General features: G+C 72.1%; 24 protein-coding genes and 1 tRNA gene. 15 read left to right on the forward strand and 10 right to left on the reverse strand.

The features are described 5' to 3' along the window. Nucleotides 1–369 (reverse strand): FHA domain-containing protein (locus tag ACFFCA_RS12085; RefSeq protein ID WP_375485100.1); only part of this gene is annotated, 369 nt, incomplete at its 3' end. A gap of 104 nt (nt 370–473) precedes the next feature. Between ACFFCA_RS12085 and rsmA the strand changes: the two genes are divergently transcribed. From rsmA to ACFFCA_RS12100, 3 genes are all read left to right on the forward strand, one after another. Next, nucleotides 474–1,325, forward strand: coding sequence for a 16S rRNA (adenine(1518)-N(6)/adenine(1519)-N(6))-dimethyltransferase RsmA (gene rsmA, locus ACFFCA_RS12090; protein ID WP_375485102.1), 852 nt, complete (start codon nt 474–476; stop codon nt 1,323–1,325). Between the two features lie 96 nt (nt 1,326–1,421). Continuing rightward, nucleotides 1,422–1,928: a CD225/dispanin family protein gene (locus ACFFCA_RS12095; RefSeq protein ID WP_375485104.1), complete on the forward strand. Its 507-nt coding sequence runs from the start codon at nt 1,422–1,424 to the stop codon at nt 1,926–1,928. A gap of 18 nt (nt 1,929–1,946) precedes the next feature. Then, a complete protein-coding gene (locus ACFFCA_RS12100) occupies nt 1,947–2,513 on the forward strand; it encodes an MmpS family transport accessory protein (RefSeq protein WP_375485106.1) in 567 nt (188 codons plus the stop codon). A 24-nt stretch (nt 2,514–2,537) separates the two neighbouring features. On the opposite strand, the gene ACFFCA_RS12105 is transcribed toward ACFFCA_RS12100, so the two are convergent. From ACFFCA_RS12105 to ACFFCA_RS12115, 3 genes are all read right to left on the reverse strand, one after another. After that, nucleotides 2,538–3,521, reverse strand: a complete 984-nt coding sequence (locus ACFFCA_RS12105; protein WP_375485108.1) for a ribose-phosphate diphosphokinase — start codon at nt 3,519–3,521, stop codon at nt 2,538–2,540. 32 nt (nt 3,522–3,553) lie between these two features. Beyond that, a complete protein-coding gene (gene glmU / locus ACFFCA_RS12110; RefSeq protein WP_375485110.1) occupies nt 3,554–5,014 on the reverse strand; it encodes a bifunctional UDP-N-acetylglucosamine diphosphorylase/glucosamine-1-phosphate N-acetyltransferase GlmU in 1,461 nt (486 codons plus the stop codon). A 48-nt stretch (nt 5,015–5,062) separates the two neighbouring features. Continuing rightward, nucleotides 5,063–5,138 (reverse strand) — tRNA-Gln (locus tag ACFFCA_RS12115). 120 nt (nt 5,139–5,258) lie between these two features. Between ACFFCA_RS12115 and ACFFCA_RS12120 the strand changes: the two genes are divergently transcribed. Continuing rightward, the gene (locus ACFFCA_RS12120; protein WP_375485112.1) at nt 5,259–6,209 is read left to right on the forward strand and encodes an acyl-CoA desaturase; all 951 of its coding nucleotides are present in this window, start codon (nt 5,259–5,261) and stop codon (nt 6,207–6,209) included. Between the two features lie 35 nt (nt 6,210–6,244). Here ACFFCA_RS12120 and kynU read toward each other — a convergent pair whose 3' ends face one another. After that, nucleotides 6,245–7,489 carry a kynureninase gene (kynU, locus tag ACFFCA_RS12125; protein ID WP_375485114.1) on the reverse strand — a complete coding sequence of 415 codons (1,245 nt, stop codon included), beginning with the start codon at nt 7,487–7,489 and terminating at the stop codon, nt 6,245–6,247. Beyond that, the gene (locus tag ACFFCA_RS12130) at nt 7,482–8,264 is read right to left on the reverse strand and encodes a tryptophan 2,3-dioxygenase (protein WP_375485116.1); all 783 of its coding nucleotides are present in this window, start codon (nt 8,262–8,264) and stop codon (nt 7,482–7,484) included. The genes kynU and ACFFCA_RS12130 overlap by 8 nt, the downstream gene beginning before the upstream one ends. A 16-nt stretch (nt 8,265–8,280) precedes the next feature. Here ACFFCA_RS12130 and ACFFCA_RS12135 point away from each other — a divergent pair, with 16 nt between their 5' ends. The 3 genes from ACFFCA_RS12135 (at nt 8,281) to ACFFCA_RS12145 (ending at nt 11,060) form a co-directional block, all read left to right on the forward strand. Beyond that, on the forward strand, nt 8,281–8,943 hold the full coding sequence (locus tag ACFFCA_RS12135) for a TetR family transcriptional regulator (protein WP_375485118.1): 663 nt from the start codon (nt 8,281–8,283) through the stop codon (nt 8,941–8,943). 86 nt (nt 8,944–9,029) lie between these two features. After that, nucleotides 9,030–10,088 carry a hypothetical protein gene (locus tag ACFFCA_RS12140; RefSeq protein WP_375485120.1) on the forward strand — a complete coding sequence of 353 codons (1,059 nt, stop codon included), beginning with the start codon at nt 9,030–9,032 and terminating at the stop codon, nt 10,086–10,088. A 42-nt stretch (nt 10,089–10,130) separates the two neighbouring features. Further along, a complete protein-coding gene (locus ACFFCA_RS12145) occupies nt 10,131–11,060 on the forward strand; it encodes a hypothetical protein (RefSeq protein WP_375485122.1) in 930 nt (309 codons plus the stop codon). Nucleotides 11,061–11,070: 10 nt separating this feature from the next. Here the strand turns inward: ACFFCA_RS12145 and ACFFCA_RS12150 are convergent, their stop codons facing one another. Together ACFFCA_RS12150 and ACFFCA_RS12155 are read right to left on the reverse strand one after the other, a co-directional pair. After that, nucleotides 11,071–12,834 carry an ABC-F family ATP-binding cassette domain-containing protein gene (locus ACFFCA_RS12150; protein WP_375485124.1) on the reverse strand — a complete coding sequence of 588 codons (1,764 nt, stop codon included), beginning with the start codon at nt 12,832–12,834 and terminating at the stop codon, nt 11,071–11,073. Continuing rightward, a complete protein-coding gene (locus ACFFCA_RS12155) occupies nt 12,834–13,751 on the reverse strand; it encodes a 4-(cytidine 5'-diphospho)-2-C-methyl-D-erythritol kinase (RefSeq protein WP_375485126.1) in 918 nt (305 codons plus the stop codon). The genes ACFFCA_RS12150 and ACFFCA_RS12155 overlap by 1 nt, the downstream gene beginning before the upstream one ends. A gap of 251 nt (nt 13,752–14,002) precedes the next feature. Between ACFFCA_RS12155 and ACFFCA_RS12160 the strand changes: the two genes are divergently transcribed. The 3 genes from ACFFCA_RS12160 (at nt 14,003) to ACFFCA_RS12170 (ending at nt 16,739) form a co-directional block, all read left to right on the forward strand. Further along, nucleotides 14,003–14,674: a 50S ribosomal protein L25/general stress protein Ctc gene (locus ACFFCA_RS12160; protein ID WP_375485128.1), complete on the forward strand. Its 672-nt coding sequence runs from the start codon at nt 14,003–14,005 to the stop codon at nt 14,672–14,674. A gap of 30 nt (nt 14,675–14,704) precedes the next feature. Continuing rightward, entirely contained in the window at nt 14,705–15,274 is a 570-nt protein-coding gene (gene pth, locus ACFFCA_RS12165) for an aminoacyl-tRNA hydrolase (RefSeq protein WP_375485130.1), read from the forward strand. Nucleotides 15,275–15,434: 160 nt separating this feature from the next. Beyond that, nucleotides 15,435–16,739: a DUF222 domain-containing protein gene (locus ACFFCA_RS12170; protein WP_375485132.1), complete on the forward strand. Its 1,305-nt coding sequence runs from the start codon at nt 15,435–15,437 to the stop codon at nt 16,737–16,739. Here the strand turns inward: ACFFCA_RS12170 and ACFFCA_RS12175 are convergent. Continuing rightward, the gene (locus ACFFCA_RS12175) at nt 16,718–17,611 is read right to left on the reverse strand and encodes a DNA-3-methyladenine glycosylase family protein (protein ID WP_375485134.1); all 894 of its coding nucleotides are present in this window, start codon (nt 17,609–17,611) and stop codon (nt 16,718–16,720) included. The two genes, ACFFCA_RS12170 and ACFFCA_RS12175, sit on opposite strands and share 22 nt — an antisense overlap. Nucleotides 17,612–17,685: 74 nt before the next feature. Between ACFFCA_RS12175 and rfbA the strand changes: the two genes are divergently transcribed. Genes rfbA through ACFFCA_RS12200 form a run of 5 tightly spaced genes read left to right on the forward strand, consistent with a single transcriptional unit; the run spans nt 17,686 to nt 21,536 of the window. Further along, a complete protein-coding gene (rfbA, locus tag ACFFCA_RS12180; RefSeq protein ID WP_375485136.1) occupies nt 17,686–18,576 on the forward strand; it encodes a glucose-1-phosphate thymidylyltransferase RfbA in 891 nt (296 codons plus the stop codon). Then, nucleotides 18,566–19,126: a dTDP-4-dehydrorhamnose 3,5-epimerase family protein gene (locus tag ACFFCA_RS12185; RefSeq protein ID WP_375485137.1), complete on the forward strand. Its 561-nt coding sequence runs from the start codon at nt 18,566–18,568 to the stop codon at nt 19,124–19,126. Before rfbA ends, ACFFCA_RS12185 begins: the two co-directional genes overlap by 11 nt. A 17-nt stretch (nt 19,127–19,143) precedes the next feature. Further along, nucleotides 19,144–20,133, forward strand: a complete 990-nt coding sequence (rfbB, locus tag ACFFCA_RS12190) for a dTDP-glucose 4,6-dehydratase (protein ID WP_375485139.1) — start codon at nt 19,144–19,146, stop codon at nt 20,131–20,133. Nucleotides 20,134–20,144: 11 nt separating this feature from the next. Then, nucleotides 20,145–20,999, forward strand: coding sequence for a dTDP-4-dehydrorhamnose reductase (rfbD, locus tag ACFFCA_RS12195; RefSeq protein WP_375485141.1), 855 nt, complete (start codon nt 20,145–20,147; stop codon nt 20,997–20,999). Nucleotides 21,000–21,050: 51 nt separating this feature from the next. Beyond that, nucleotides 21,051–21,536: a hypothetical protein gene (locus ACFFCA_RS12200; protein WP_375485143.1), complete on the forward strand. Its 486-nt coding sequence runs from the start codon at nt 21,051–21,053 to the stop codon at nt 21,534–21,536. A gap of 8 nt (nt 21,537–21,544) precedes the next feature. Here ACFFCA_RS12200 and ACFFCA_RS12205 read toward each other — a convergent pair whose 3' ends face one another. Further along, the gene (locus ACFFCA_RS12205) at nt 21,545–22,261 is read right to left on the reverse strand and encodes a hypothetical protein (RefSeq protein ID WP_375485145.1); all 717 of its coding nucleotides are present in this window, start codon (nt 22,259–22,261) and stop codon (nt 21,545–21,547) included. Nucleotides 22,262–22,299 lie beyond the last annotated feature (38 nt).

The following is a 22,299-nucleotide window of genomic DNA, read 5'->3' on the forward strand; positions in this document are numbered from 1 at the left end:
CGCCCGGGGCGTGGGGGCGTAGGCCTGCGCGGACGCGGCGGCCTGGCCGGGCGGGGCCGAGCCCGGCGCGACGGCGGCGGGCACGACGTGCAGCTCGAGGGGGGTGCCCTGCGGGTCGGCGAGGTGCAGGACGGTGCGCGGCGCGAGCGCGAGCGTGTCGATGCGCCGGCCGGCGAGGAAGGTGCCGTTGCGGCCCTCGCTGCGCAACCGCCAGCCGTTCTCGAACCAGATCGTCAGGTGCTTGGCCGACACCTTGGTGTCGTCGGTGATGCGCAAGCCCGCGGCCGGGTCGCGACCGACCACGAAGACGCTGCCCGGGCTCACCTGTACGCGCCGTTCGCCGTGGCGGATCTCCAGCACGTCGGCCACCGACAGCTCCCTCGTTCCGGTGTTACGTGCTGGCAGACTAAAGCACGCCGGCGGCCGACACCTGCCCCAGCGAGGCGCGGACGGGATGGGAGGGCCGACTGGCCGTGGAATCGGTGCTGCTCGGTCCCGCCGAGATCCGCGCCCAGGCCGCGCGACTCGGCATCCGGCCGACGAAGACCCTCGGCCAGAACTTCCTGCACGACGGCAACACGATCCGGCGCATCGTCCGGTCGGCGCGACTGCTGCCGGCCGAACGCGTTCTGGAGATCGGCCCGGGCCTCGGGTCGTTGACCCTGGGCCTGCTGGAGGCCGGGCACCCCGTCACGGCCGTCGAGATCGACCCGGTGCTGGCCTCGGCCCTGCCCGGTTCGGTGGCCGCCCGGATGCCGCAGGCGGAGCTCGAGGTCGTCACCGGAGACGCCCTGCGCCTGGCCGGCCTGCCCGGTCCCGCACCGACGGCGTTGGTGGCGAACCTCCCCTACAACGTCGCGGTGCCGGTCGTCCTGCACCTGCTCGAGACGGTGCCGTCGTTGGCCCGCGGGCTGGTGATGGTGCAGGCCGAGGTCGCCGACCGCCTGGTCGCCGGGCCCGGCTCGAGGACGTACGGCGTCCCGAGCGTGAAGGTGGCCTGGTACGCCGCTGCCGAGCGCGCCGGTGCCGTGCCGCCGTCGGTGTTCTGGCCTGCGCCGAACGTCGATTCCGGGCTCGTCCGGTTGACCCGCCGCGAACCGCCTGCGACCACGGCGTCACGGGCGGAGGTGTTCGCGGTCGTGGACGCCGCGTTCGCCCAGCGGCGCAAGACCTTGCGGGCGGCCCTGGCCGGGTGGGCGGGCTCGCCCGCAGCGTCGGAGGAGGCGCTGGTCGCCGCGGGCGTGGACCCCCGCGCCCGCGGCGAGACGCTCGACGTCGCCGGGTACGCCCGGCTCGCCCGACATCGTCCCGATCCGCATCGATGACGATCTGCTTGCGGACGCCTCGTCCGTCTAGGTGAACGGCCCCCGGTCGCCTACTGTCGGTCCCGCCCGCATGCCCCGTGTCCGATGGAGTCCGCCGTGACCGCCCCTGATTTCTCGAAGAACCCGTACGGTCAGGCGCCGCCGGCCGGATACGGGCAGCAGGCACCACCGCCCGGGTACGGCCAGGCCCCGCCGCCCGGCTACGGCTACGGCCAGGCTCCCTACGGTCAGACTCCGTACGGTCAGGCGCCCTACGGCCAGGCTCCCTACGGCCAGCCGCCCTACGGCCAGGCTCCCTACGGCCAGGCCCCGTACGGTGCGCCGCCCTACGGCGGGGTCGCCAAGCCCACCGGCTGGTTCGTCGTCAACTGGCTGTTCTTCTGGCCGCTGGCCATCTACTCGCTCACCTCGGCGTGGGGCAACATCGACCGCGCGCTGTTCGCCGGTGACCTCGCGGGGGCGCAGCACCAGGCCGACCGCGTGAAGAAGTTCGGCATCATCGCGCTGTGCATCGGCATCGGCTGGATCGCGTTGTGGATCATCATCGCGGTCGCCACGGTGTCGACGTGCGACCCGTCCTACGCGAACAACTACAACTGCTGAGCCTTCGGGGAGCCGCACGTGCCGCGGAACGTGGAGGGCGAGTCCGGGTCATGGGCACGTCGCAGGTGGCGCCCGGTGCTGGGCGTGCTGGCCGGCGTGTTGTTCGTCCTGAGGGTGGTCGTGTTCTTCGTGCAGTTCGACCACCACCACCACACCCCGTCGTCGGTCGCCGCCACGTTCCCCACCGACGGGCCGTACACCCCACCGGGCGTCCCCTCCACCGTGCTGACCGCGATCCCGTCGGTGGACCCGCTGACCTCCGTGCCGGAGGACATCCCGTCCGACGCGCCGACCGCGACCACGATCGGCCCGGTGACCTACGAGGTGTCGGGGGCCGCGCCGGCGTCGTTCGTCGAGTACTCGAACGCCGACCTGGTGCTCGTGCACGTGTTCCACCCGTCGTTGCCCTACCGCAAGACGATCGACAGCGGGGTCGGCGACTACTTCACGATCTACGCGACGGCCGGGTCGTCACGCTCGATCACCTGCCGGATCCTCGCGCACCACGGCACCGTGGAGGTCACCCGGACCGCCCACGGCGCGCACGCGCGGGTGCACTGCGACTGGCAGGCGCCGAGCACGTGATCGCTGTCGTCCCCGGGTCGGTCGTCAGCTGCGTCCCCTGAACAGGCTCGTCACCGAGCCGTCCTCGAAGACCTCCTTGATCGCCTGCGCCAGCAACGGGGCGATCGACAGGACGGTGAGGGAGTCGAACTCCTGCTCGGGACGGATGGGCAGGGTGTTCGTGACCACGACCTCGGCGATGCGGCTGTTCTTCAGCCGGTCGACAGCCGGGCCGCTGAAGATGCCGTGGGTGGCGGCGACGACGACCTCGGTGGCGCCGGCGTCGAACAGCAGGTCGGCGGCCTTCGTGATCGAGCCCGCCGTGTCGATCATGTCGTCGATCAGCAGGCAGCACTTGCCCGCGACGTCTCCGACCACGCGGTTGGCCTCGACCTCGTTGACCTCGTCGATGTTGCGGCTCTTGTGCACGAAGGCGATGCCGAGCCCGCCCAGCTCGTCGGCCCACTGCTCGGCCATCCGCACCCGGCCGGTGTCCGGTGACACGACCACGAGATCGCGGTCGGCGCTGTACTTGTCGCGGATGTAGCTCGACAGCAGCGGCATCGCGAACAGGTGGTCGACGGGGCCGTCGAAGAAACCCTGGATCTGCGCGGTGTGCAGGTCGACGGCCATCAGCCGGTCGGCGCCGGCGGTCTTGAACAGGTCGGCGATCAGCCGCGCCGAGATGGGCTCGCGGCCGCGGTGCTTCTTGTCCTGCCGGGCGTAGGGATAGAACGGCGCGACGACGGTGATGCGCTTGGCCGACGCGCGCTTGAGGGCGTCCACCAGGATCAGGCTCTCCATGAGCCAGTCGTTGATCGGCGTCGTGTGCGCCTGGATCACGAACGCATCCGTGCCGCGCACGGAGTCGTTGGGGCGGATGAACAGCTCGCCGTTGGCGAACTCGCGGCGGGTGGTCCCGGTCACGGTGACGCCGATGTGACCGGCGATCTCGTCCGACAGCTGCGGGTACGCGCCGCCGGAGAGAATGACCAGGCTCTTGCGCCCGGCGACCTGCAGAGTCGACATCGGTCCGTCCGTCTCGTTGGTGGGGATCGGGGTCAGTGGTCGTCGGGCTCGACGGTCGGGCTCGCGTCCGGAGGTGTCGCCCGGGCGGCGGCGTCGGCGGACAGGGTCCCGGCCCGCTTGCGCTGCACCCAGCCTGCCACGTTCCGCTGCCGCCCGCGGGCCACGGCCATGGCGCCCGGCGGCACATCGGTGGTGATCACCGATCCGGCGGCGGTGTACGCGCCGTCCCCGATGGTTCTCGGGGCGATGATCATGGTGTCCGAACCGATCTTCACGTGGTCGCCGACGACACTGCGGTTCTTCGCCACCCCGTCGTAGTTGACGAACACGGTGGCCGCGCCGATGTTGCTGTGCTCGCCGATGGTGGCGTCGCCGACGTAGCTCAGGTGCGGCACCTTGCTGCCCGCGCCGACCTCGCTGTTCTTGATCTCGACGTAGGTGCCGACGTGGGCACCCTCGCCCAGGTCGGCACCCGGGCGCAGGTAGGCGAACGGGCCGACCGTGGCGTCGGCACCGATGGCGGCCCCGATCGCGACGGTGCGGGTGACGGTGGCGCCGGTGCCGACGGCGGTGTCGGTGAGGCTGGTCTGCGGCCCGATCTCCGCGCCGCGCGAGACGAAGGTGCGTCCGTGCAGGTCGACCGACGGCCAGAGGGTGACGTCGGGCTCCACGATCACGTCGGCGTCGACCCAGGTGGACGCCGGGTCGACGACGGTAACGCCGGCCCGCATGTGCGTCTCGAGCAGCCGCCGGTTGTAGGTGGCGTGCGCGGCGGCGAGCTGGACGCGGTCGTTGCACCCGGCGGTCTCGTCGGCCGGCGCGACCACCGCGGCCACCGGCCGGCCCGCACCGGTGAAGATGCCGATGACGTCGGGGAGGTACTCCTCGCCCTGCACGTTGTCGGTGGAGATCCGCCCGATGGCGTCGCGCAGGGCGGCGTGGTCGAAGGCGTAGACGCTGGTGGCGACCTCGTTCACGGCGAGCTCGTCGGCGTCGGCGTCCTTGTGCTCGACGACGCGTTCGACAGCGCCGTCGGCGCCGCGGATCACTCGTCCGTACCCGGTGGGGTCGGTCAGGACGCTCGTGAGCAGGGTGGCGACGGCGCCGGCGGCCTCGTGCTCGGCCACCAGCGAGGTCAGCGCGGTGTCGGTGAGCAGCGGCGCGTCGCCCGGGACCACGACGACGGTGCCGGTCGCGCCGGCCGCGACGGCGTCGAGGGCCTGTCGAACGGCATGGCCGGTGCCGCGCTGCTCGGCCTGCACCACCGCGACGGCGTCGGGTGCGATGCCGTCGAGGTGCGCGGTGACCTCGTCGCGGCGATGACCGACGACGACCACGGTGGAGTTCGCGCCCAGCGGCGCGGCGGCGGCCAGGACGTGGCCCAGCATCGAGCGTCCGGCGAAGCCGTGCAGCACCTTGGGCAGTGCTTCGGAACGCATGCGGGTGCCCTCGCCTGCGGCGAGCACGATGACGGCTACCGGCTGTTCGGCCACCAGAACGGTCCTCTCGACGACGTCGCGGGCAGACACATCGACGGCCGGTGGCTGGGGGACTCGGACTCGAACCGAGACTGCACGGCTCCAAAGGCCGGCGGGCTGCCGATTACCCCATCCCCCATCGCTGCTGCACCGGCGTCCAGGTTAGGACATGGCCGGTTCCCCCGAGCCCCTCGCTGCGTACGAACCCGTAAGTTACGCTGCCGTAACCGGCCCCATTGCACCCCTGGAAGCAGGCTTCATGACCCTTCTCGACGAACGTTCACCGGCCCCGTCCGCCGACGGGCCCAAGCCGGTGTTCGAGGGCACCAAGCGACGCGGTGAGCAGGCGATGCTCTACCTGTTCGTCATCGTGCCGTTCCTCGCGTTCGCCGCGATCATCCCGGTGGCCTGGGGGTGGGGGATGAGCTGGACGGACGTCACGCTGCTGGTGATCTTCTACTTCGGGACCGGCTTCGGCATCACCGTCGGCTTCCACCGCCTTTTCACGCACGGGTCGTTCAAGGCCAACCGGGGGCTGCGGATCGGGCTGGCCATCGCGGGCTCGATGGCCATCGAGGGTCCGGTGATCCGCTGGGTCGCCGACCACCGCCGCCACCACGCCTTCAGCGACCGTGAGGGCGACCCGCACTCGCCGTGGCGCTTCGGCAACTCGGCCGGCGCCCTGGCCAAGGGTTTCTGGTTCGCCCACCTCGGCTGGCTGTTCGACATCGAGCACACCAACCGCGACAAGTACACGCCGGACCTCATGTCGGACCCCGACATCCGCCTCGTCGACCGGCTGTTCCCGGCGTGGGTGCTGGTCTCGGTGTTCTCGCCGGCGCTGATCGGCGGCCTGGTGACCATGTCGTGGGGCGGCGCGCTGTCGGCGTTCTTCTGGGCCTCGCTGGTGCGGATCTTCCTGCTGCACCACGTCACGTGGTCCATCAACTCGGTGTGCCACATGATCGGCGAGCGGCCCTTCGCGGCCCGCGACCGCAGCGCGAACTTCTGGCCGCTGGCCATCCTGAGCTTCGGCGAGAGCTGGCACAACATGCACCACGCGGACCCGACCGCGGCCCGGCACGGCGTCCTGCGCGGCCAGATCGACGAGTCCGCGCGCGTCATCTGGCTCTTCGAGAAGCTGGGCTGGGCGACGGACGTCCGCTGGCCCCGTCCGGAACGCCTGGAGAAGCTGCGCGTCGACGCCTGACCGAGCCGGCAGGCCGTTCGGCCGCGACCTGACGGTCAGGTGACGGCGGCCCGGACCGCGAAACGCGGGTCGCGCCACTCGCCCGTGGCCAGCACCGAGCTCACCGTCTCCATCGCGTCCCACACCTGGACGAAGGACAGGTAGAGCGGCGTGAACCCCAGCCGCACCAGGTCGGGCGCCCGGAAGTCGCCGACCACCCCGCGCGCGATGAGCGCCTGGGTCACCTCGTACGCCGACGCGACCCGCAACGACACCTGCGACCCCCGTCGCGACGGGTCGCGCGGGGTCACCACCTCGACGCCGGACAGGTGCTCGTCGACGTAGTCGATGACCAGTCCGCTGAGCCGCAGCGACTTCGCGCGCAGCTCGGTCAGCGCCACGCCGTCGAACACGTCGAGGGACGCGTCGAGCGCGCGCATCGACAGCACCGGCGGTGTACCGATGCGGGCGCGCTCGACCCCGGGCGCCGGCGAGTACGTGGGGTCCAGCTCGAACGGCGTGACGTGGCCCTGCCACCCGGTCAGCGGCAGGTCCGCGACCTCCTGGAGCCGAGCGGGGAGGTAGATCCACGCCGGCGCACCGGGCCCGCCGTTGAGGTACTTGTACGAGCAGCCGACGGCGGCGTCCGCGCCCAGCCGGTCCAGGTCGACGGGCAGTGCACCGGCCGCGTGCGCAAGGTCCCAGAGCATCAGCGCGCCCGCACCGTGGACGGTCGAGGTGATGTTCTCGAGGTCCCACAGCTCGCCGGTGCGGTAGTCGACGGCGCTGAACGACACCAGCGCGGTGCGCGCGTCCAGCACCGAGGCCACCTCGTCCGGGCGCACCCGCACCAGCTCGAGGCCGAGCAAGCGGGCGACCGACTCGGCCACGTACTGGTCGGTCGGGAAGTTCGCGCCGTCGGTGACGATCACCCGCCGGTGCGGCTTCAGCCGGGCCAGCGCGACCATGGCCTGGAACAGCTGGACGGTGGTCGAGTCGCCGCACAACACCTGCCCCGGCGCCGCGCCGACGAGCGCACCTATCCGGTCACCGACCCGCGTCGGCAGCGTCCACCAGCCGTTGACGTTCCAGGAACCGATGAGGTCCTCGCCCCACTCGCGGGCCACCGAATCGGCGACCGTCGAACCGACCCCCACGGGCAGGGCGCCCAGGGAGTTCCCGTCCAGATACACGAGCCCGTCGGGGACGGCGAAGCGGGCCCGCAGGTAGGCGAGCGGGTCGGCGTCGTCGGCCTGTGCTGCCTCGACGCGTGAGCGGATCGCGACGACGGGCTCAGACACCCCGCACCTGCCACAGGTCGGGGAACGCGGGCCGGAACAGGGTGGAGCGCAGGTAGGCCGCCCCGGCGGACCCGCCGGTGCCGGGCTGCGCGCCGATGATCCGCTCGACCATCTTGACGTGCCGGTAGCGCCATTCCTGTACGCCCTCGTCGACGTCGACCAGCGCCTCGCACAGCTGGGCCGCCGCACCCCGTTCGTCGGCGTAGACGGCCTTCAGCAGCGACAGCACGGCCTCGTCGCCGGCCGGCCACTGCTGCGACGGGTCGCGCTCGAGGGCCGGCGGGGGGACGTCGTGGCCGGCCGCGGCGAGGTAACACAGCAGGGAGTCGAACACCGAGCGCCGCTGCATCGCGTCGGCCGTACGGGAGTCACGGGAAGGGTCGAGGTCGCGGCGGCCGAGGACGGCCTCGAGCTCGCGGAACTGCTCGGACTGGAAACCACTCGAGCCGCCGAGCTCGGGACGGAAGCTCGCGAACTGGCGGGGTGTCATCGTCTCCAGGACGTCGAGCTGGCCGACCACGGTCTTCAGGATCTTCGCGATGCGGCGCGAGGTGAGCAGCGCGCCCGCCGCGTCGCCTCCCTCGAGGCGCTGCTGGAGCCGGGCCGCTTCGTGCAGGATCTGCTTGAACCACAGCTCGTAGACCTGATGGATGATCACGAACAGCAGCTCGTCGTGCTCGCCGGTGCGCGGCGACTGCGCGTCGAGCAGGTCGTCCAGGCGCAGGTACGTCGAGTAGGTCAGCGCGTCGTCGTCGGCGCGCACGTCCGGAGTCATGGCACCATCATCGGCGATGACCGAGTCCGAGCAGCGACGACGGGTCCGGATGACCGGTCAGCAGCGTCGCGAGCAGCTGATCGCCATCGGCCGCGCGCTGTTCGCCGAGAAGGGTTACGACGCGGCCTCGATCGAGGAGGTGTCCGCGCGGGCCGGTGTCAGCAAGCCGGTCGTGTACGAGCACTTCGGCGGCAAGGAAGGGCTCTATGCGGTCGTGGTCGACCGCGAGATGGCCGACCTGCTCGGCCGGCTGACCGCCTCGCTGGCCGACGGCGACGCCCACGGTCTCGTCGAACAGGCCGCCCTGGCCCTGCTGACCTACATCGAGGAGGAGACCGACGGGTTCCGCATCCTCGCGCGCGACTCCCCGGTGAGCTCGGTGTCCAACGACGCCTCGGGTGCAGCGGGCGGTGGTTTCTCGTCCCTGCTCAACGACGTGGCCAGCCAGGTCGAGCACATCCTCGCCCGGGAGTTCGCGCGTACTTCGGTGTCCGTCGAGCTGGCCCCGCTGTACGCCCAGATGCTCGTCGGGATGGTGGCTTTCACCGGCATGTGGTGGCTGGAGGAGCGCGAACCGGGGCGCGAGGAGGTCGCCGCGCACCTGGTGAACCTGGGGTGGAACGGGTTGAAACACCTGGAGTCCGCGCCGCGACCGGTACGGACCCGGCCGGCGCCCTGACCGGGTCCCGTGCGCCCGCTGTGGGTCCACCGAGTCCCCGTCGGCCGATCGTGCACCGCGGTACGCGGCCTGCCACCATGTAGCCCATGGACGAGGCCGCTCCCCCCGGCGCCCCGCAGGCGGACGGCGCGGACGCCCACGAGCAGGCCCGGCTCGTCCTGGCCCGGGCCGAGCAGGCCGCCGACGTGGTGCTCGCCGACGCCCGCGAGGACGCCGAGCGGCTCGCCGGGCTCGTGCTCGAGGACGCCCGCGAGGACGCCGAGCGGCTGGCCGAGGACGGGCGTGCCGCGGCCCGGGTCCTGCGCGACCAGGCCGAGGCCATCGTCGCCGCCGCGCGGGAACGCGCGGCCGGTCTCGAGGCGCGGGCGGCCCAGGATGCCGACCGGCAACGCGACGCCCTGGCCGCGGAGCTGTCCGACACCCGCGAGCGCGTGCTGGCCGAGGCCGAGCGCGATGCCGAGCAGATCCGTGCGGAGGCGCGGGGCCGGGGTGACGCGATGCTCGACGACGTCCGTGAGGCGGTGTCGGCCGAGATCGCGGAGGCGGCCGAGCAGACGTCGTGGACTAAGCAGACCATGACCGACCTGCTGGCCGCCGCCGCGGCGGACGCGGCCAGGATCAGGGAGCAGGCCGAGGCCGAGGGTGCCGAGGCCCGCACCGCCGCGAAGCAGCGGGCGGAGGCCCTCGAGGCCGAGGTCCGTGACGAGTGTGCCGCCCGGCTCGAGGCCGCGCAGCGCGACTCGGTGGAGATCCGTCAGGCGGCCGGGGACGACGCCGAGCAGATCATCGCCGCGTCGCGGACGCAGGCGGCGGCCTCGCTGGAGCAGGCCCGCCGCCGGAACGAGGAGGCGGAACGGGCGCTGCAGGAGGCCCGCGCAGAAGCCGACGCGGTGCGGGCCTCGGCGCGTTCGAAGCTCGCGGAGGCGCGGGCCGAGGTCGCCGTTCTCGGTGCGCACCGCGACGAGATCGCCAAGCAGCTGGGCGACCTGTCGGGGGCCATCGACGCGCTGGCCGTCGCCGAACAGGCCGAGGCCGACGGTGTCGGACGGGCCGGCCCACGAGGCGTCGCGCGCGACTCGGGCGACGACAGCAGCTCCGATCGGGACGCCACTGCTGAACAGGCGCCCCGTCTGCAGGACCGGTAGTCTCGCCCCACCGACGGCAGGACGCAATGAGCGCGGGGGACGATGAGCGACAACACGACGAGCACCTACCGGACTGTCATGCGCGGGTACGACCCGGCCGAGGTCGACCGTCACGTCGCCGAGCTGTCCCGCGCCGCGGCCGAGGCCAACACTCGCGCCGACGAACTGGCCCGGCAGGTCGAGGGACTCGGGCGGCAGGCCGACGAGGCGCGGCAGGCCAGCGAGGCGCGTGAGCGCGAGGTCAAGCCGCAGCCGCCCGCCGAGCCGACCTTCCACGACTTCGGCAAGCGGATCGGCCGCATCCTGGCCATGGCCGAGGAGGAGGCCGAAGAGATGCGGACGGCGGCCGTCGCCGAGGTGCACCGCAACCTGGCGGACGCCGAGACCACGGCCACGAGCACGCGCGAGGACGCCGACCGGTACGCCGTCGAGACGCGCAGCAACGCGGACCAGGAGAGCGCGCGCATCGTCGAGGACGCCAAGCGCAGCGCCGAGCAGATGATCGACGAGGCCGAGCGGCGGGCCGTCGCCCGACGCAACGAGGCCGAGGCGCTCTTCGAGGAGCAGCAGGCCCGTTCGGCGCAGGCGGCGGCCGACTTCGAGCAGTCGTTGGCCGAGCGCCGCGACAAGGCCGAGTCGGTCTTCCAGGAGCGCACCGAGGAGGCCGAGCAGGCGCTCGGCGAGGCCCGCGAGCGGGTGGCCGCCACGCGGTCGCACGCCGACCAGGTGCAGGCCGAGGCGGCCGAGCGTGCGGCGCGGCTCAACGCCGAGGCCGAGCAGAAGTCGCAGCAGATCGTCGCCGAGGCCGTGGCCCGTGCCGATCGCATCCGCGACGAGTCCGAGCGCGAACTGGCCGCGCACGTGCAGCGCCGCAACGCCATCAACGCCCAGCTGTCCAACGTGCGTCAGATGCTGGCGACGCTGTCGGGCACCACGGCCACCGCACCCGCGGACGAGAACGGCGCGCAGTAACAGCAGCGCGTCAGGCGTCCTCGGCGAGCACCAGCCAGGCCTCCTCGGCCGCCTCGCGCTCGGCCGTGAGCTCTCGCAGCTGCGCCGTGAGCTCGCCGACGCGGGCGAAGTCGGTGGCGTGGGTGGCGAGTTCCGCGTGCAGCGCGGCCTCCTGCTTGTCCAGGGTGGCGACCCGTCGTTCGAGGCGGGTCAGCTCCTTGCGGGCGCTGCGGGTGTCACCACGCTTGTCGCGACGGTCCTCCGCACCGATCGGGCCGGGGTCGACGCGGGTGGCGGCTCGGCGCGCCAGGTACTCCTCGACGCCGCCGGGCAGCGCGGCCAGCGAGCCGTCACCGAGCAGGGCCACCGTGGTGTCGCAGACCCGCTCGAGCAGGTAACGGTCGTGGCTGACGATCACGATGGTGCCGGCCCACCGGTCGAGCAGGTCCTCGAGCGCAGCCAGGGTGTCGGTGTCGAGATCGTTGGTGGGTTCGTCGAGCAGCAGCAGGTTGGGCTGCATCAGCAGCAGGCGCAGCAGCTGCAGCCGCCGCCGCTCGCCGCCCGAGAGGTTCGACACGGGCGTCCACTGCCGCTCGTTGGGGAAGCCGAAGCTCTCGGCCAGCTGACCGGCGCTGAGCTCGACCCCGTCGATCTCGGCCGACGCGCGGACCTCGTTGACCGCCTCGAGGACCCGCAGGTTGTCCGGGAGTTCGACGATCTCCTGGCTGAGGTGCCCGGTGTGCACGGTCTGGCCGATCTTCACGGTCCCCGAGTCCGGGTCGAGCTCGCCCGCCAGCAGCCGCAGCAGGTGGCTCTTGCCCGAGCCGTTCACGCCGATGACGCCGATCCGGTCGCCGGGACCGACGTGCCAGGTGACGTGGTCGAGCAGGGTGCGGGCGCGCTCGGTCCCGGCGCCGACGGTGACGGTGACGTCCTCGACGTCGACCACGCTGCGGCCCAGGCGGCGTTGGGCGAGGGCGCGCAGCTCGACCCCGCTGCGCGGCTCGGGGACGTCGGCGATGAGCGCCTCGGCGGCGTCGATACGGAACTTGGGCTTCGACGTGCGGGCCGGGGCGCCGCGGCGCAACCAGGCCAGTTCCTTGCGCAGCAGGTTCTGCCGGCGCGTCTCGGTGGCCTCGGCCTGACGCATCCGCTCGGCCCGGGCCAGGACGTAGGCGGCATACCCGCCGTCGAAGGGGCGGACGGTGGCGTCGCCGACCTCCCACATCCGCTCGCAGACCGCGTCCAGGAACCAGCGGTCGTGGGTGACGACGAGCAACGCGCCGCGTCGCCGGCGCAGGTAGCCCGCCAGCCAGGTGATGCCCTCGACGTCGAGATGGTTGGTGGGTTCGTCGAGCACGAGCAGGTCGGCCTGCTGCACCAGGGCGGCAGCCAGCGCGACGCGTCGGCGCTCCCCGCCGGACAGGCGCGCGACGTCGGCGTCGAGGCCGACCGTGGCCAGGCCGAGACCGGCCAGCACCTCGCGGACTGCGGCGTCCCCGGCCCACAGGTGCTCGGCGCCGTCACCGACCACCACCGTGCGCACCGACGAGCCGGCGGGCAGCAGCCCGCGCTGGTCGACCAGGGCGATGCTGCCCTCGTTGCTGCGCGTCACCCGACCGGCGTCGGGTGTCTCGTCGCCGACCATCAGGCGCAGCAACGTCGACTTGCCGCCACCGTTGCGCCCGACGACGCCGATGCGTTCGCCGTCGGCCACGCCCAGTGAGACGCCGTCGAGGACGACCGTCGTGCCGTAGGCCTTGCCCACGTTCTCGAGGTTGACGAGGTTCGCCATCAGACCGGCACGTTCGTGCTAGTCACCCGCGCGCCGGGTGCGGGCCCGTCGGACACACGCGCGTCGCGGCACACCCCGGCGTCCAGCAGGCTCCGGGTGAGCCCGTCGGCGGTGTCCGCGTCCGGGCACAGAAACGCACAGGTGGGTCCGGAACCGGACACGATGCCGCCGAGGGCTCCGGCGGCCAACCCGGCATCGAGGGTGTCGCGCAGTGACGGGGCGAGGGCGAGTGCTGCCGGCTCCAGGTCGTTGACGAGGTGTGCGGCGACGTCGGCGGGAGTTCCGGTCGCGAGCGCGGCCAGCAACGCGTCCGGCGGTCCCGCGGGTTCGGGTGCCTCGCCGGTCGCGCGCTGACGGTCCAGCTCGCGATACGCATCACGGGTCGAGATGCCGAAGTCGGCCAGGGCCAGGGCCCAGGCGTAGGTGCCCGTCGTGGCAACCGGCGTGAGGAGCTCGCCCCGGCCCGTCCCCAGCGCCGTGCCGCCCAGGAGCGAGAACGCGACGTCGCTGCCCAGCTCGGCGGCGAGCCGCGGCAGGTCCGCGCTCACTCCCCACAGCTCGGCGCAGGCGACCAAGGTGGCCGCGGCGTCGGCCGAACCACCGGCGAGGCCACCCGCCACCGGGATGAACTTGTTCAGCTCCAGACGGACGTCGGGCCGGACACCGGCGGCCTCGGCGAGCAGCTCGGCGGCTCGGTGGGCCAGATTGCCGGCGTCGGTGGGGAGCACGTCCTCGCCCTCGCCCTCGATGCCGAGCGACAGCGAAGTCGACGCCCGGGCCACGACCTGATCGCACATGTCCAGGGCGTGGAACACCGTCACCAGTTCATGGAAGCCGTCCGGCCGCAGATCGCCGACCGACAGGTGCAGGTTCACCTTCGACGGGACGGTCGCGGTCACAGCACGGCGGACAGGCACCGCGCCACTGTACGGAGAGCCCTGCGCGCGCCGCGGATCGGTGAGAACGAGCTGCACCCCGTGGTCGAGCGCAGCCGGTCGAGCCGGTACGCTGAGCAGGTTGCCCGGCGAGGGACCGTCCCGGACGGATCCGTGATCGACGCGGTGTCGTTCGTCGACGCACGTCCCGCGTCCGAGGCACCGCACGACGAATCACCGGCAGCCGCCGGCCCGACTGTTCATCGATGACAAGTGTTGCAGGGAGTTCCACCGTGTCCGAGGTTCGACTGAGCGCTGAGACCCGTACCGAGTTCGGCAAGGGCGGCGCGCGACGCACCCGCCGAGCCGGCAAGGTGCCGGCCGTCATCTACGGCCACGGCGCCGACCCGCGCCACGTGTCCCTGGTCGCGCACGACCTGGCCACCGCCATCCGCAAGGGCGGCAGCAACGTGCTGCTGACCCTCGACGTCGAGGGCGGCGAGCAGCTGGTCATCCCCAAGTCGATCCAGCGCCACCCGATCAAGGGCTACTTCGAGCACATCGACCTGCTGGCCGTCCGTCGCGGCGAGAAGGTCACGGTCGACGTGCCGATCACCGTCACCGGCGAGGTCGCCCCCGGTGGCCTGCTCAACCAGGAGAACACCTCCGTCAGCGTCGAGGCCGACGCCACCGACATCCCGACCGGCTTCGAGGTCAGCATCGAGGGTCTCGAGATCGGCGGCCAGATCACGGCCGGCGACGTCGAGCTGCCCAGCGGCGTCGACCTGATCACCGACCCCGAGTCGCTCGTGCTGGCCATCGCCGAGGCGCCCACCGCCGAGCAGCTCGACGCCGAGGTCGCCGAGGCCGCCGAGGAGCTCGGCATGGTCGAGGACGCCCCGGAGACCGAGGACGAGGACGGCGACGCCGAGGGCGACAAGCCCGCCGAGGACAGCGCCGAATAGCCCCGACCGCTCCTCCCGAACGACACCACCGTGGCCGACGACCGTTTCCTGGTCGTCGGCCTCGGCAATCCCGGGCCCGGTTACGCGGGCAACCGGCACAACGCCGGGTTCCTCGTGCTGGACCTGCTCGCCGACCGCGTCGGCGGGCGGTTCAAGACCCACAAGTCGCGCGCCGACGTCGTCGAGGGCCGGCTGGCCGGCGTCCCGGTCGTGCTGGGCAAGCCGCGGTCCTACATGAACGAGTCCGGGGGCCCCGTCGTGTCGCTCGCGCGTTTCTACAAGATCCCGGTCGAGCGCATCGCGGTCGTGCACGACGAGCTCGACCTGCCGTTCGGAGCCGTGCGACTGAAGCGCGGGGGCGGCGAGGGCGGCCACAACGGGCTGCGGTCGACGAGCTCGGCGCTGGGCAGCAAGGACTACGCCCGGGTGCGTTTCGGGATCGGCCGCCCGCCCGGCCGCCAGGACCCTGCCGACTACGTGCTGCGCGACTTCTCCGCAGCCGAGCGCAAGGAGCTCGCGCTGGAGGTCGACCGCGCCGCGGACGCCGTCGAGCTGCTGCTCACCGACGGGCTCGAGGCGGCGCAGAACGCGTTCCATTGATGTGGCGCGCTCACGGCAAAGGCTCGGCGACGAGGGAGTCGTGCTGGTGCTTCCGCCCGTTGTCGGCTTCCGCGTCGACGGGTGACTGAAGTGGCTGAAGGGCCCGCTTTACTGGGCTGTGAGCTTGTTCGAGGTCCATGCACGTAGCATAATAGAACACGTGATCGAGGCGTTGGAGCGGACGGATACGGCGACGTTGCTCGCCACACTCCACGCCGCCGTGGACGCGTTGATCAGTGCCGGCGCGGCCGGCAGGTCCGAGGACGAACAGCTCGCGGTGCTGCGGTCGGTGGAGCAACTACGGCGCAAGTTGCCCGCGATCGAGCACGACGTGCTGCTGGACCTCGAAGCCGCGGGGACGCATCTGTCGTTCGGGGCGCGCACGATGACGACCTTCCTGGCCGGGATGCTGAACCTCGACGCTGCCGAGGCGGGGGCGCGGATGCATGCCGCGCGCGCCTGCGGACGCCGCCGCTCCCTGACCGGCGAGGTGCTCGCGCCGTTGTTCCCGCTGGTGGCGGCCGGCCAGGCCGCCGGGCAGCTGTGCGAGCGGGAACGTCGGATCATCACCGACTGCGTGGACTCCCTGCCCGACGCAGCGGTGGAGATGGGCCCGACGGTGGAGGCCGAGCTGGTCGGGTTCGCCGCGACCATGGCGCCGCGGTCGTTGAAGCAGGCCGCAGAGCGGATCTCCTACCTCTACGACCAGGACGGCGCCTTCGACGACGTCGAGCGCCGCCGCAAGAACCGCGACCTGCACCTGACCGTCCGTCCCGACGGGTCCTCCCACGGGACGTTCGAGGCCACGGCCGAGCTCACCGAGTTCCTGCAGGTCGTGTTCGACGCCCTTGCCGCACCCCAGCCCGAGAGCAACGGACAGAGGGACACCCGCACCCCTGGCCAACGACGCCACGACGGGCTGCTCGACGCGCTGCGGATCGTCGTGGGGTGCGACAAGCTCACGAGCACCGGCGGGGTGCTGGCCACCCTCGTGCTCACCATGACCACGGAGGCCTACGCCACCGGCGAGGGCTTCGCCCGCACCGGCCACGGCGCCCAGGTGCCGGTCGCCGAAGCTCTCTCCTGGGCTGGTGGCGACTACCGCCTGATGGTCACCGCTCTCGACTCCCTGAAGGCGATCACCGCCTACAGCTCGACCCACCGGTTGTTCACCGAGGGCGACCGCCTCGCGATGATCGCCCGGGACGGTGGCTGCGCGTTCCCGGGTTGTTCGGCACCACCAGGGTGGACCCAGGCCCATCACGTCACCGAATGGCAGGACACCCACCGAACGTGCGTCGATGACGGCTGCCTGCTCTGCGGCTGGCACCACCGGGAGTTCGAGCGCTTGGGCTGGCGGGGTGGCCATCGTCGACGGCCGACCCGAATGGACACCACCCCGCAGTGTCGATCCGGAGCGAAAGCCCGTCCGGACGTGACCCGCTACCGCTGTGCGCGCCACTGATCGGCGACGAGGTGCGCCCACAGGTGATAGGTGGCGTAGGTGCGCCACGGTGCCCAATCCGGGCGGCCGTCGTGCAGCTCGATGCCGAGCTCGGCGGCGGCCCGCTTGACGACCAGGTCGGTGCCGAGCAGGACGTCCCGGTCACGCGCGACGCGCATGGCCAGGTAGTCGGCCGTCCACGGCCCGATGCCCGGCAGCCCAAGCAACGATGCCCGCCATGCCGCGCGGTCGTCGAGGCTCGGCCCGTCCAGCGCGACCTCGCCCCGCGCGACGGCCGCCGACAGGGCCTGCACCGACCGGCCCCGTGCGCGCGGCATCGGCAGCGTCGACGGGTCGACCGCAGCGAGTCGTTCCGGGGTGGGGAAGCACCGCCAGCCCGGGTCGTCGCCGAACGCGACCTCGCCGTGCTCGGCGACGATGCGCCCCAGCACCGTCCGGGCCCCCGCGAGCGAGATCTGCTGCCCGACGACGGTGCGTACGGCCGTCTCGAACCCGTCGATCGACCCGGGCGCGCGCAGACCCGGTCGAGAGGCGACGAGCGGGCCGAGATCAGGATTGCTGCCGAGTGCGTCGTCGACGGCGTGCGGGTCGGTGTCGAGATCGAGCAGGGAACGGGTCAGGGCTGCGATGGCGTCGACGTCGTTGCCGGCAGCCGTGCGGATCGTGGCCTCCACGCCGCCCTCGACGACGGCGAGCGACACGAGGGCCGGACCACCTCGGGCCACGACGACCCGGGTGTACACGCCGCCGGCGTAGGTCTCGACGCCCGGCACCGCGTGCGCGCCCAGGAAGTCGAGCACCGCTGCGACTTCGATCGTGCTGTCGCAGGGCAAGCGACGCAGGACGGTCCTCCGCCGACCGTGCGTGACCACGGTGCCGATTGTGCAGACCGCCGGAGTCGCTCGCCGCAGCGCCCCTCGCCGGCATCGGCCCTAGACTGCGTCGCGTGAAGGGCATCGTTCTCGCCGGTGGCAGCGGCACCCGGCTGCATCCGTTGACACACAGCGTCAGCAAGCAGCTGCTCCCGGTCTACGACAAGCCGATGATCTACTACCCCATCTCGGTGCTGATGCTGGCCGGCATCCGCGACATCCTGATCATCACGACGCCGCACGACCAGGACCAGTTCCGGCGCCTGCTCGGCGACGGGACGCAGTGGGGCATCACGCTGTCCTACGCCGCACAGCCCTCACCCGACGGGCTCGCGCAGGCGTTCCTCATCGGCGAGCAACACCTCGCCGGTGAGCCGGCCGCCCTCGTGCTCGGCGACAACATCTTCTACGGCTACGGCATGGGCGGGCGCCTGGTCGACACCGCGAGACAGGTCGAGGTCGACGGCGGGTGTGCGCTGTTCGGCTACCGGGTCGGCGATCCCGAGCGCTACGGCGTGGCCGTCGTCGACGCCGACGGCACGCTGCTGGACATCGAGGAGAAGCCCGACAAGCCACGCTCGAACCTCGCCGTCACCGGTCTGTACTTCTACGACGCCACCGTCGTCGAGTACGCCCGCAGCCTGAGGCCGAGTCCCCGCGGCGAGCTCGAGATCACCGACCTCAACCGGATGTACCTCGAGCGCGGGAACGCCCGCCTGATCGACCTCGGGCGCGGCGCCGCCTGGCTCGACACCGGCACGCAGGACTCGTTGCTCGAGGCCGCGCAGTACGTGCAGGTGCTCCAGCACCGCCAGGGCGTCACCATCGCGTGTCTCGAGGAGGTCGCGATGCGTCGCGGCTTCATCACCGCCGAGCGTGCGCTGGAGATCGGCGAGGACATGGGCAAGTCGAACTACGCGCAGTACCTGCGCCGGACCGCGCAGGAGTACATCGATGCCCGCTGACGTGCGGCCGATGACCGTCGAGCGGACCGCGATCGACGGCCTCGCCAGGATCACCACCAAGGCCGTCACCGACGAACGGGGCACGGTGCGCGAGTTCTTCCGCACGTCGGGCTTCGCCGACGCCGGGGTCGACGTCCCCGAACGCTGGGCGCAGATCAACCTGACCTGGACGCGGCACGGGGCCCTGCGCGGCCTGCACGGCGAGGCCGCCGACAAGCTGATCGGCATCGCCGCCGGGGAGGCCTTCGGCGCCTGGGTCGACGCCCGACCCGGGTCGCCGACCTACGGAGCGGTGCACACCGAACGGCTCGCCGTGGGCATCCAGATGTTCGTCCCGGCCGGGGTGTGCAACGGGTTCCAGGCCGTCTCGCCGGACGGGTGCCAGTACCTGTACTGCTTCGGTGTCGAGTGGACGCCCGGGATGGCGGGAATCGCGGTGACACCGCTCGACCCCGACCTCGCCATCGCCTGGCCGATCGCCCCGGACGTCGCCGACCCGGCGTCGGTGTCGACCAAGGATGCGAACGCCCCGCGTTTCGCCGACCTGTAGAGAGGGCACCTCGCAGCATGCGCGTACTCGTCACCGGCGGCGCCGGCTTCATCGGCGCGAACTTCGTACGCCACACGGTCGAGCACCGGCCGGACGACCGCGTCACCGTCCTGGACAAGCTGACCTACGCCGCGAACCCCGCCAGCCTCGACGGCACCGGCGTCGAGCTCGTGCAGGGCGACATCGCCGACGCCGAGCTGGTCGGTCGGCTGGTGGGGGAGCACGACCTCGTCGTCCACTTCGCTGCGGAGTCGCACAACGACAACTCGCTGCGTGACCCGTCGCCGTTCGTGCACACCAATCTGGTCGGCACGTTCACGATCCTGGAGGCGGTGCGCGCGCACGGAACCCGCCTGCACCACATCTCGACCGATGAGGTCTACGGCGACCTCGAGCTGGACGACCCGGCCAAGTTCACCCCCGACACCCCGTACAACCCGTCCAGCCCGTACAGCTCGACCAAGGCCGGGTCCGACCTGCTCGTCCGTGCCTGGGTGCGCAGCTTCGGGCTCTCGGCCACCCTCTCGAACTGTTCGAACAACTACGGCCCCTACCAGCACGTCGAGAAGTTCATCCCGCGCCAGATCACCAACGTGCTCAGCGGGTGGAAACCCAAGCTGTACGGTGCCGGCGAGAACGTGCGCGACTGGATCCACGTCGACGACCACAACGCCGCCGTGTGGACGATCATCGACCGTGGCCGGCCCGGCGAGACCTACCTCATCGGTGCCGACGGGGAGCGCAGCAACAGGGACGTGCTGGAGTTGATCCTCGAGCTGACGGGACGACCCGCTGACTGGTACGAGCACGTCACCGACCGCGCCGGGCACGACCTGCGCTACGCGATCGACGCGAGCAAGCTGCGGACCGAGCTGGGTTGGACCCCTCGATACGGCGACTTGCGTGCCGGCCTCGAACAGACCGTGGAGTGGTACTCGACGCACCGCGACTGGTGGCAGGCCGGCAAGGCGGCCACCGAGGCCAGGTACGCCGAGGCCGGGCAGTGACGCGGTGGCTCGTGAGCGGAGCGGGTGGGCAGCTGGCCACCCACGTGACCGAGCAGCTGTCCGCAGCCGGTGACGACGTGCTGGCCCTGGACCGGTCCGCGCTGGACATCACCGACGCCGCCGCCGTGGTGGCCGCGCTCGACGACCATCGGCCGGACGTCGTCGTCAACGCCGCCGCCTACACCGCGGTCGACGCGGCCGAGGAGCACGAGCACCTCGCTGCCCAGGTGAACGAGGTGGGCCCGAGGGTGCTCGCCGAGGCCCTCGCGTCACACGACGGTGCGCGTACCGCCCGACTGCTGCATGTCTCGACCGATTACGTGTTCGACGGCCGTGCTACCCGCCCCTACGAGCCGGACGATCCGACCGGGCCGCAGGGGGCGTACGGACGCACCAAGCTGGCCGGCGAGCTCGCGGTGCGTGCGGCGCTGCCCGACCGCGCGTGCGTCGTGCGGACCGCGTGGGTGTTCGGCGGCCCGGGAGCGAACTTCGTCGACACCATGCTGCGGCTCGAACGCGAACGGGAGACCGTCGACGTCGTGGCCGACCAGATCGGCAGCCCCACCTACGCGGGCGACCTGGCGGCCGGGCTCATCGCCCTGGGTCGCTCGGACGTGGCGGGCGGCACGCTGCACTTCGCCAACGCCGGCCAGGCGTCCTGGTTCGACTTCGCGCGGGAGGTGTTCCGGCAGACCGGGGCCGATCCCGATCGCGTCCGCCCGACCGACAGTGCCGCCTTCGCACGGCCGGCCGCACGGCCCGCCTGGTCCGTGCTGTCGACCGCGGCGTGGGTTGCCGCCGGTCTCGGACAACCCCGCCCGTGGCAGGACGCGCTCGCCGCGAAACTGGCGCGCCCCGGGGCGTGAGGCCCGCCGCTCGGCCGTTTGCCTCGGCCGGGCGTGGGGTACCGCAGGCTCGTGTCCCACTTCTCGGCCCGCACCGCGGTGCGCGCCTCCTACCACCTCGTCCGTACACCGCTGACCCTGTTCGACGACCTCGTGGTCGAGCGGGTCTTCGGCGCCGACTCGGCCCCCCACCGCGTGCTGGCGCAGGGGCTGGAGCGACTGGACTCGCTGGTCGACGGTGAGGCCGGGGTCGGCACGATGCAGTCGCCCCCGTGGGCGGCCGGTGACCGGAACGTGCGTGACGAACCGACCGCCAGGCCCGGCGACGAGGCAGCGCCCGTCGAGGAGCCCGAGCCGGCGGCAGGTCGCGACGAGACGGCCGGCGACACCCTCCCGGCCGACGAGCAGCAGGAGATCGAGCAGCTGGCCGAGGTGTTCGAGTCCGACGAGGAGCTGGTGCCCCGGGCCGGTGAGCTGGCCGAGAACGACGACCTGCGCCGCGTGCAGGCCGAGATCAAGGCCAAGCAGCAGGTCGAGGACGGGCACGGCCAGTTCTGACCGCTGACTCAGTTGAGCTGCAACGACGCCAGCGTCGTCCCGCAGGCCACGGCCAGCCCGGCGACGCCGTTGGTCGACCCGAGTTGGCAGCTGTACAGCAGGAAGTGGTGCGTGCCGAAGGCCCAGTAGGCGAGGTAGGTGAAGTTGCCGAGTTCGGTGGCCGTCTCCGTGTACGCAGTGAGCCCGTCGATGCGTGACGTCGCCCGGCGGATGGTCCCGCTGACCTTCGCCTTCGCCTTCGCGTTGTAGGCCTTGATGAGGGCCACCTGGTTCGTCCGCGACGTCACCGTCCTGGCCGCCGGCAACGTGTACACGTACATGCCGATGACCTCCTTGGTGTTCGTGGAGTTCGTCGGCACCAGGAAGTGCGAGGTGTAGTCCGCCTCCAGCGGGGTCAGCGGCCGGTAGTCGCCGCTGCCGGTGAAGCCGCTGGGCGTGCTGAAGCTGACGTCGTGGAAGTCGCGCAGGCCCGGCGGTGGTGTCGAGGCCCGGCTGCTGACGGTCGGGGTGGCGACCGTCGGTGCCGTCACGGTCGGGGGTGCCGAGGCGGACGTGGGTGGGCTGGACGCAGCGATCGTGTCGGACACAACCCCTTTGCCGGCGACCGCCTGGGAGGAGGCTCGCGACGTCGTCGGGAATCCCGACGACCCGCTGCCGGAGCACCCGGTGAGGGCGGCGGCGAGCACGGAGACGGTCGTGACGGCGATGACGAAACGGCGGTGCACGGAGCCTCCCAGGGGCGGGCGTCGTGGATCTCTGCCCG

It is taken from the genome of uncultured Jatrophihabitans sp. (assembly GCF_964252635.1).
Classification (GTDB): Bacteria; Actinomycetota; Actinomycetes; order Mycobacteriales; family Jatrophihabitantaceae; genus Jatrophihabitans.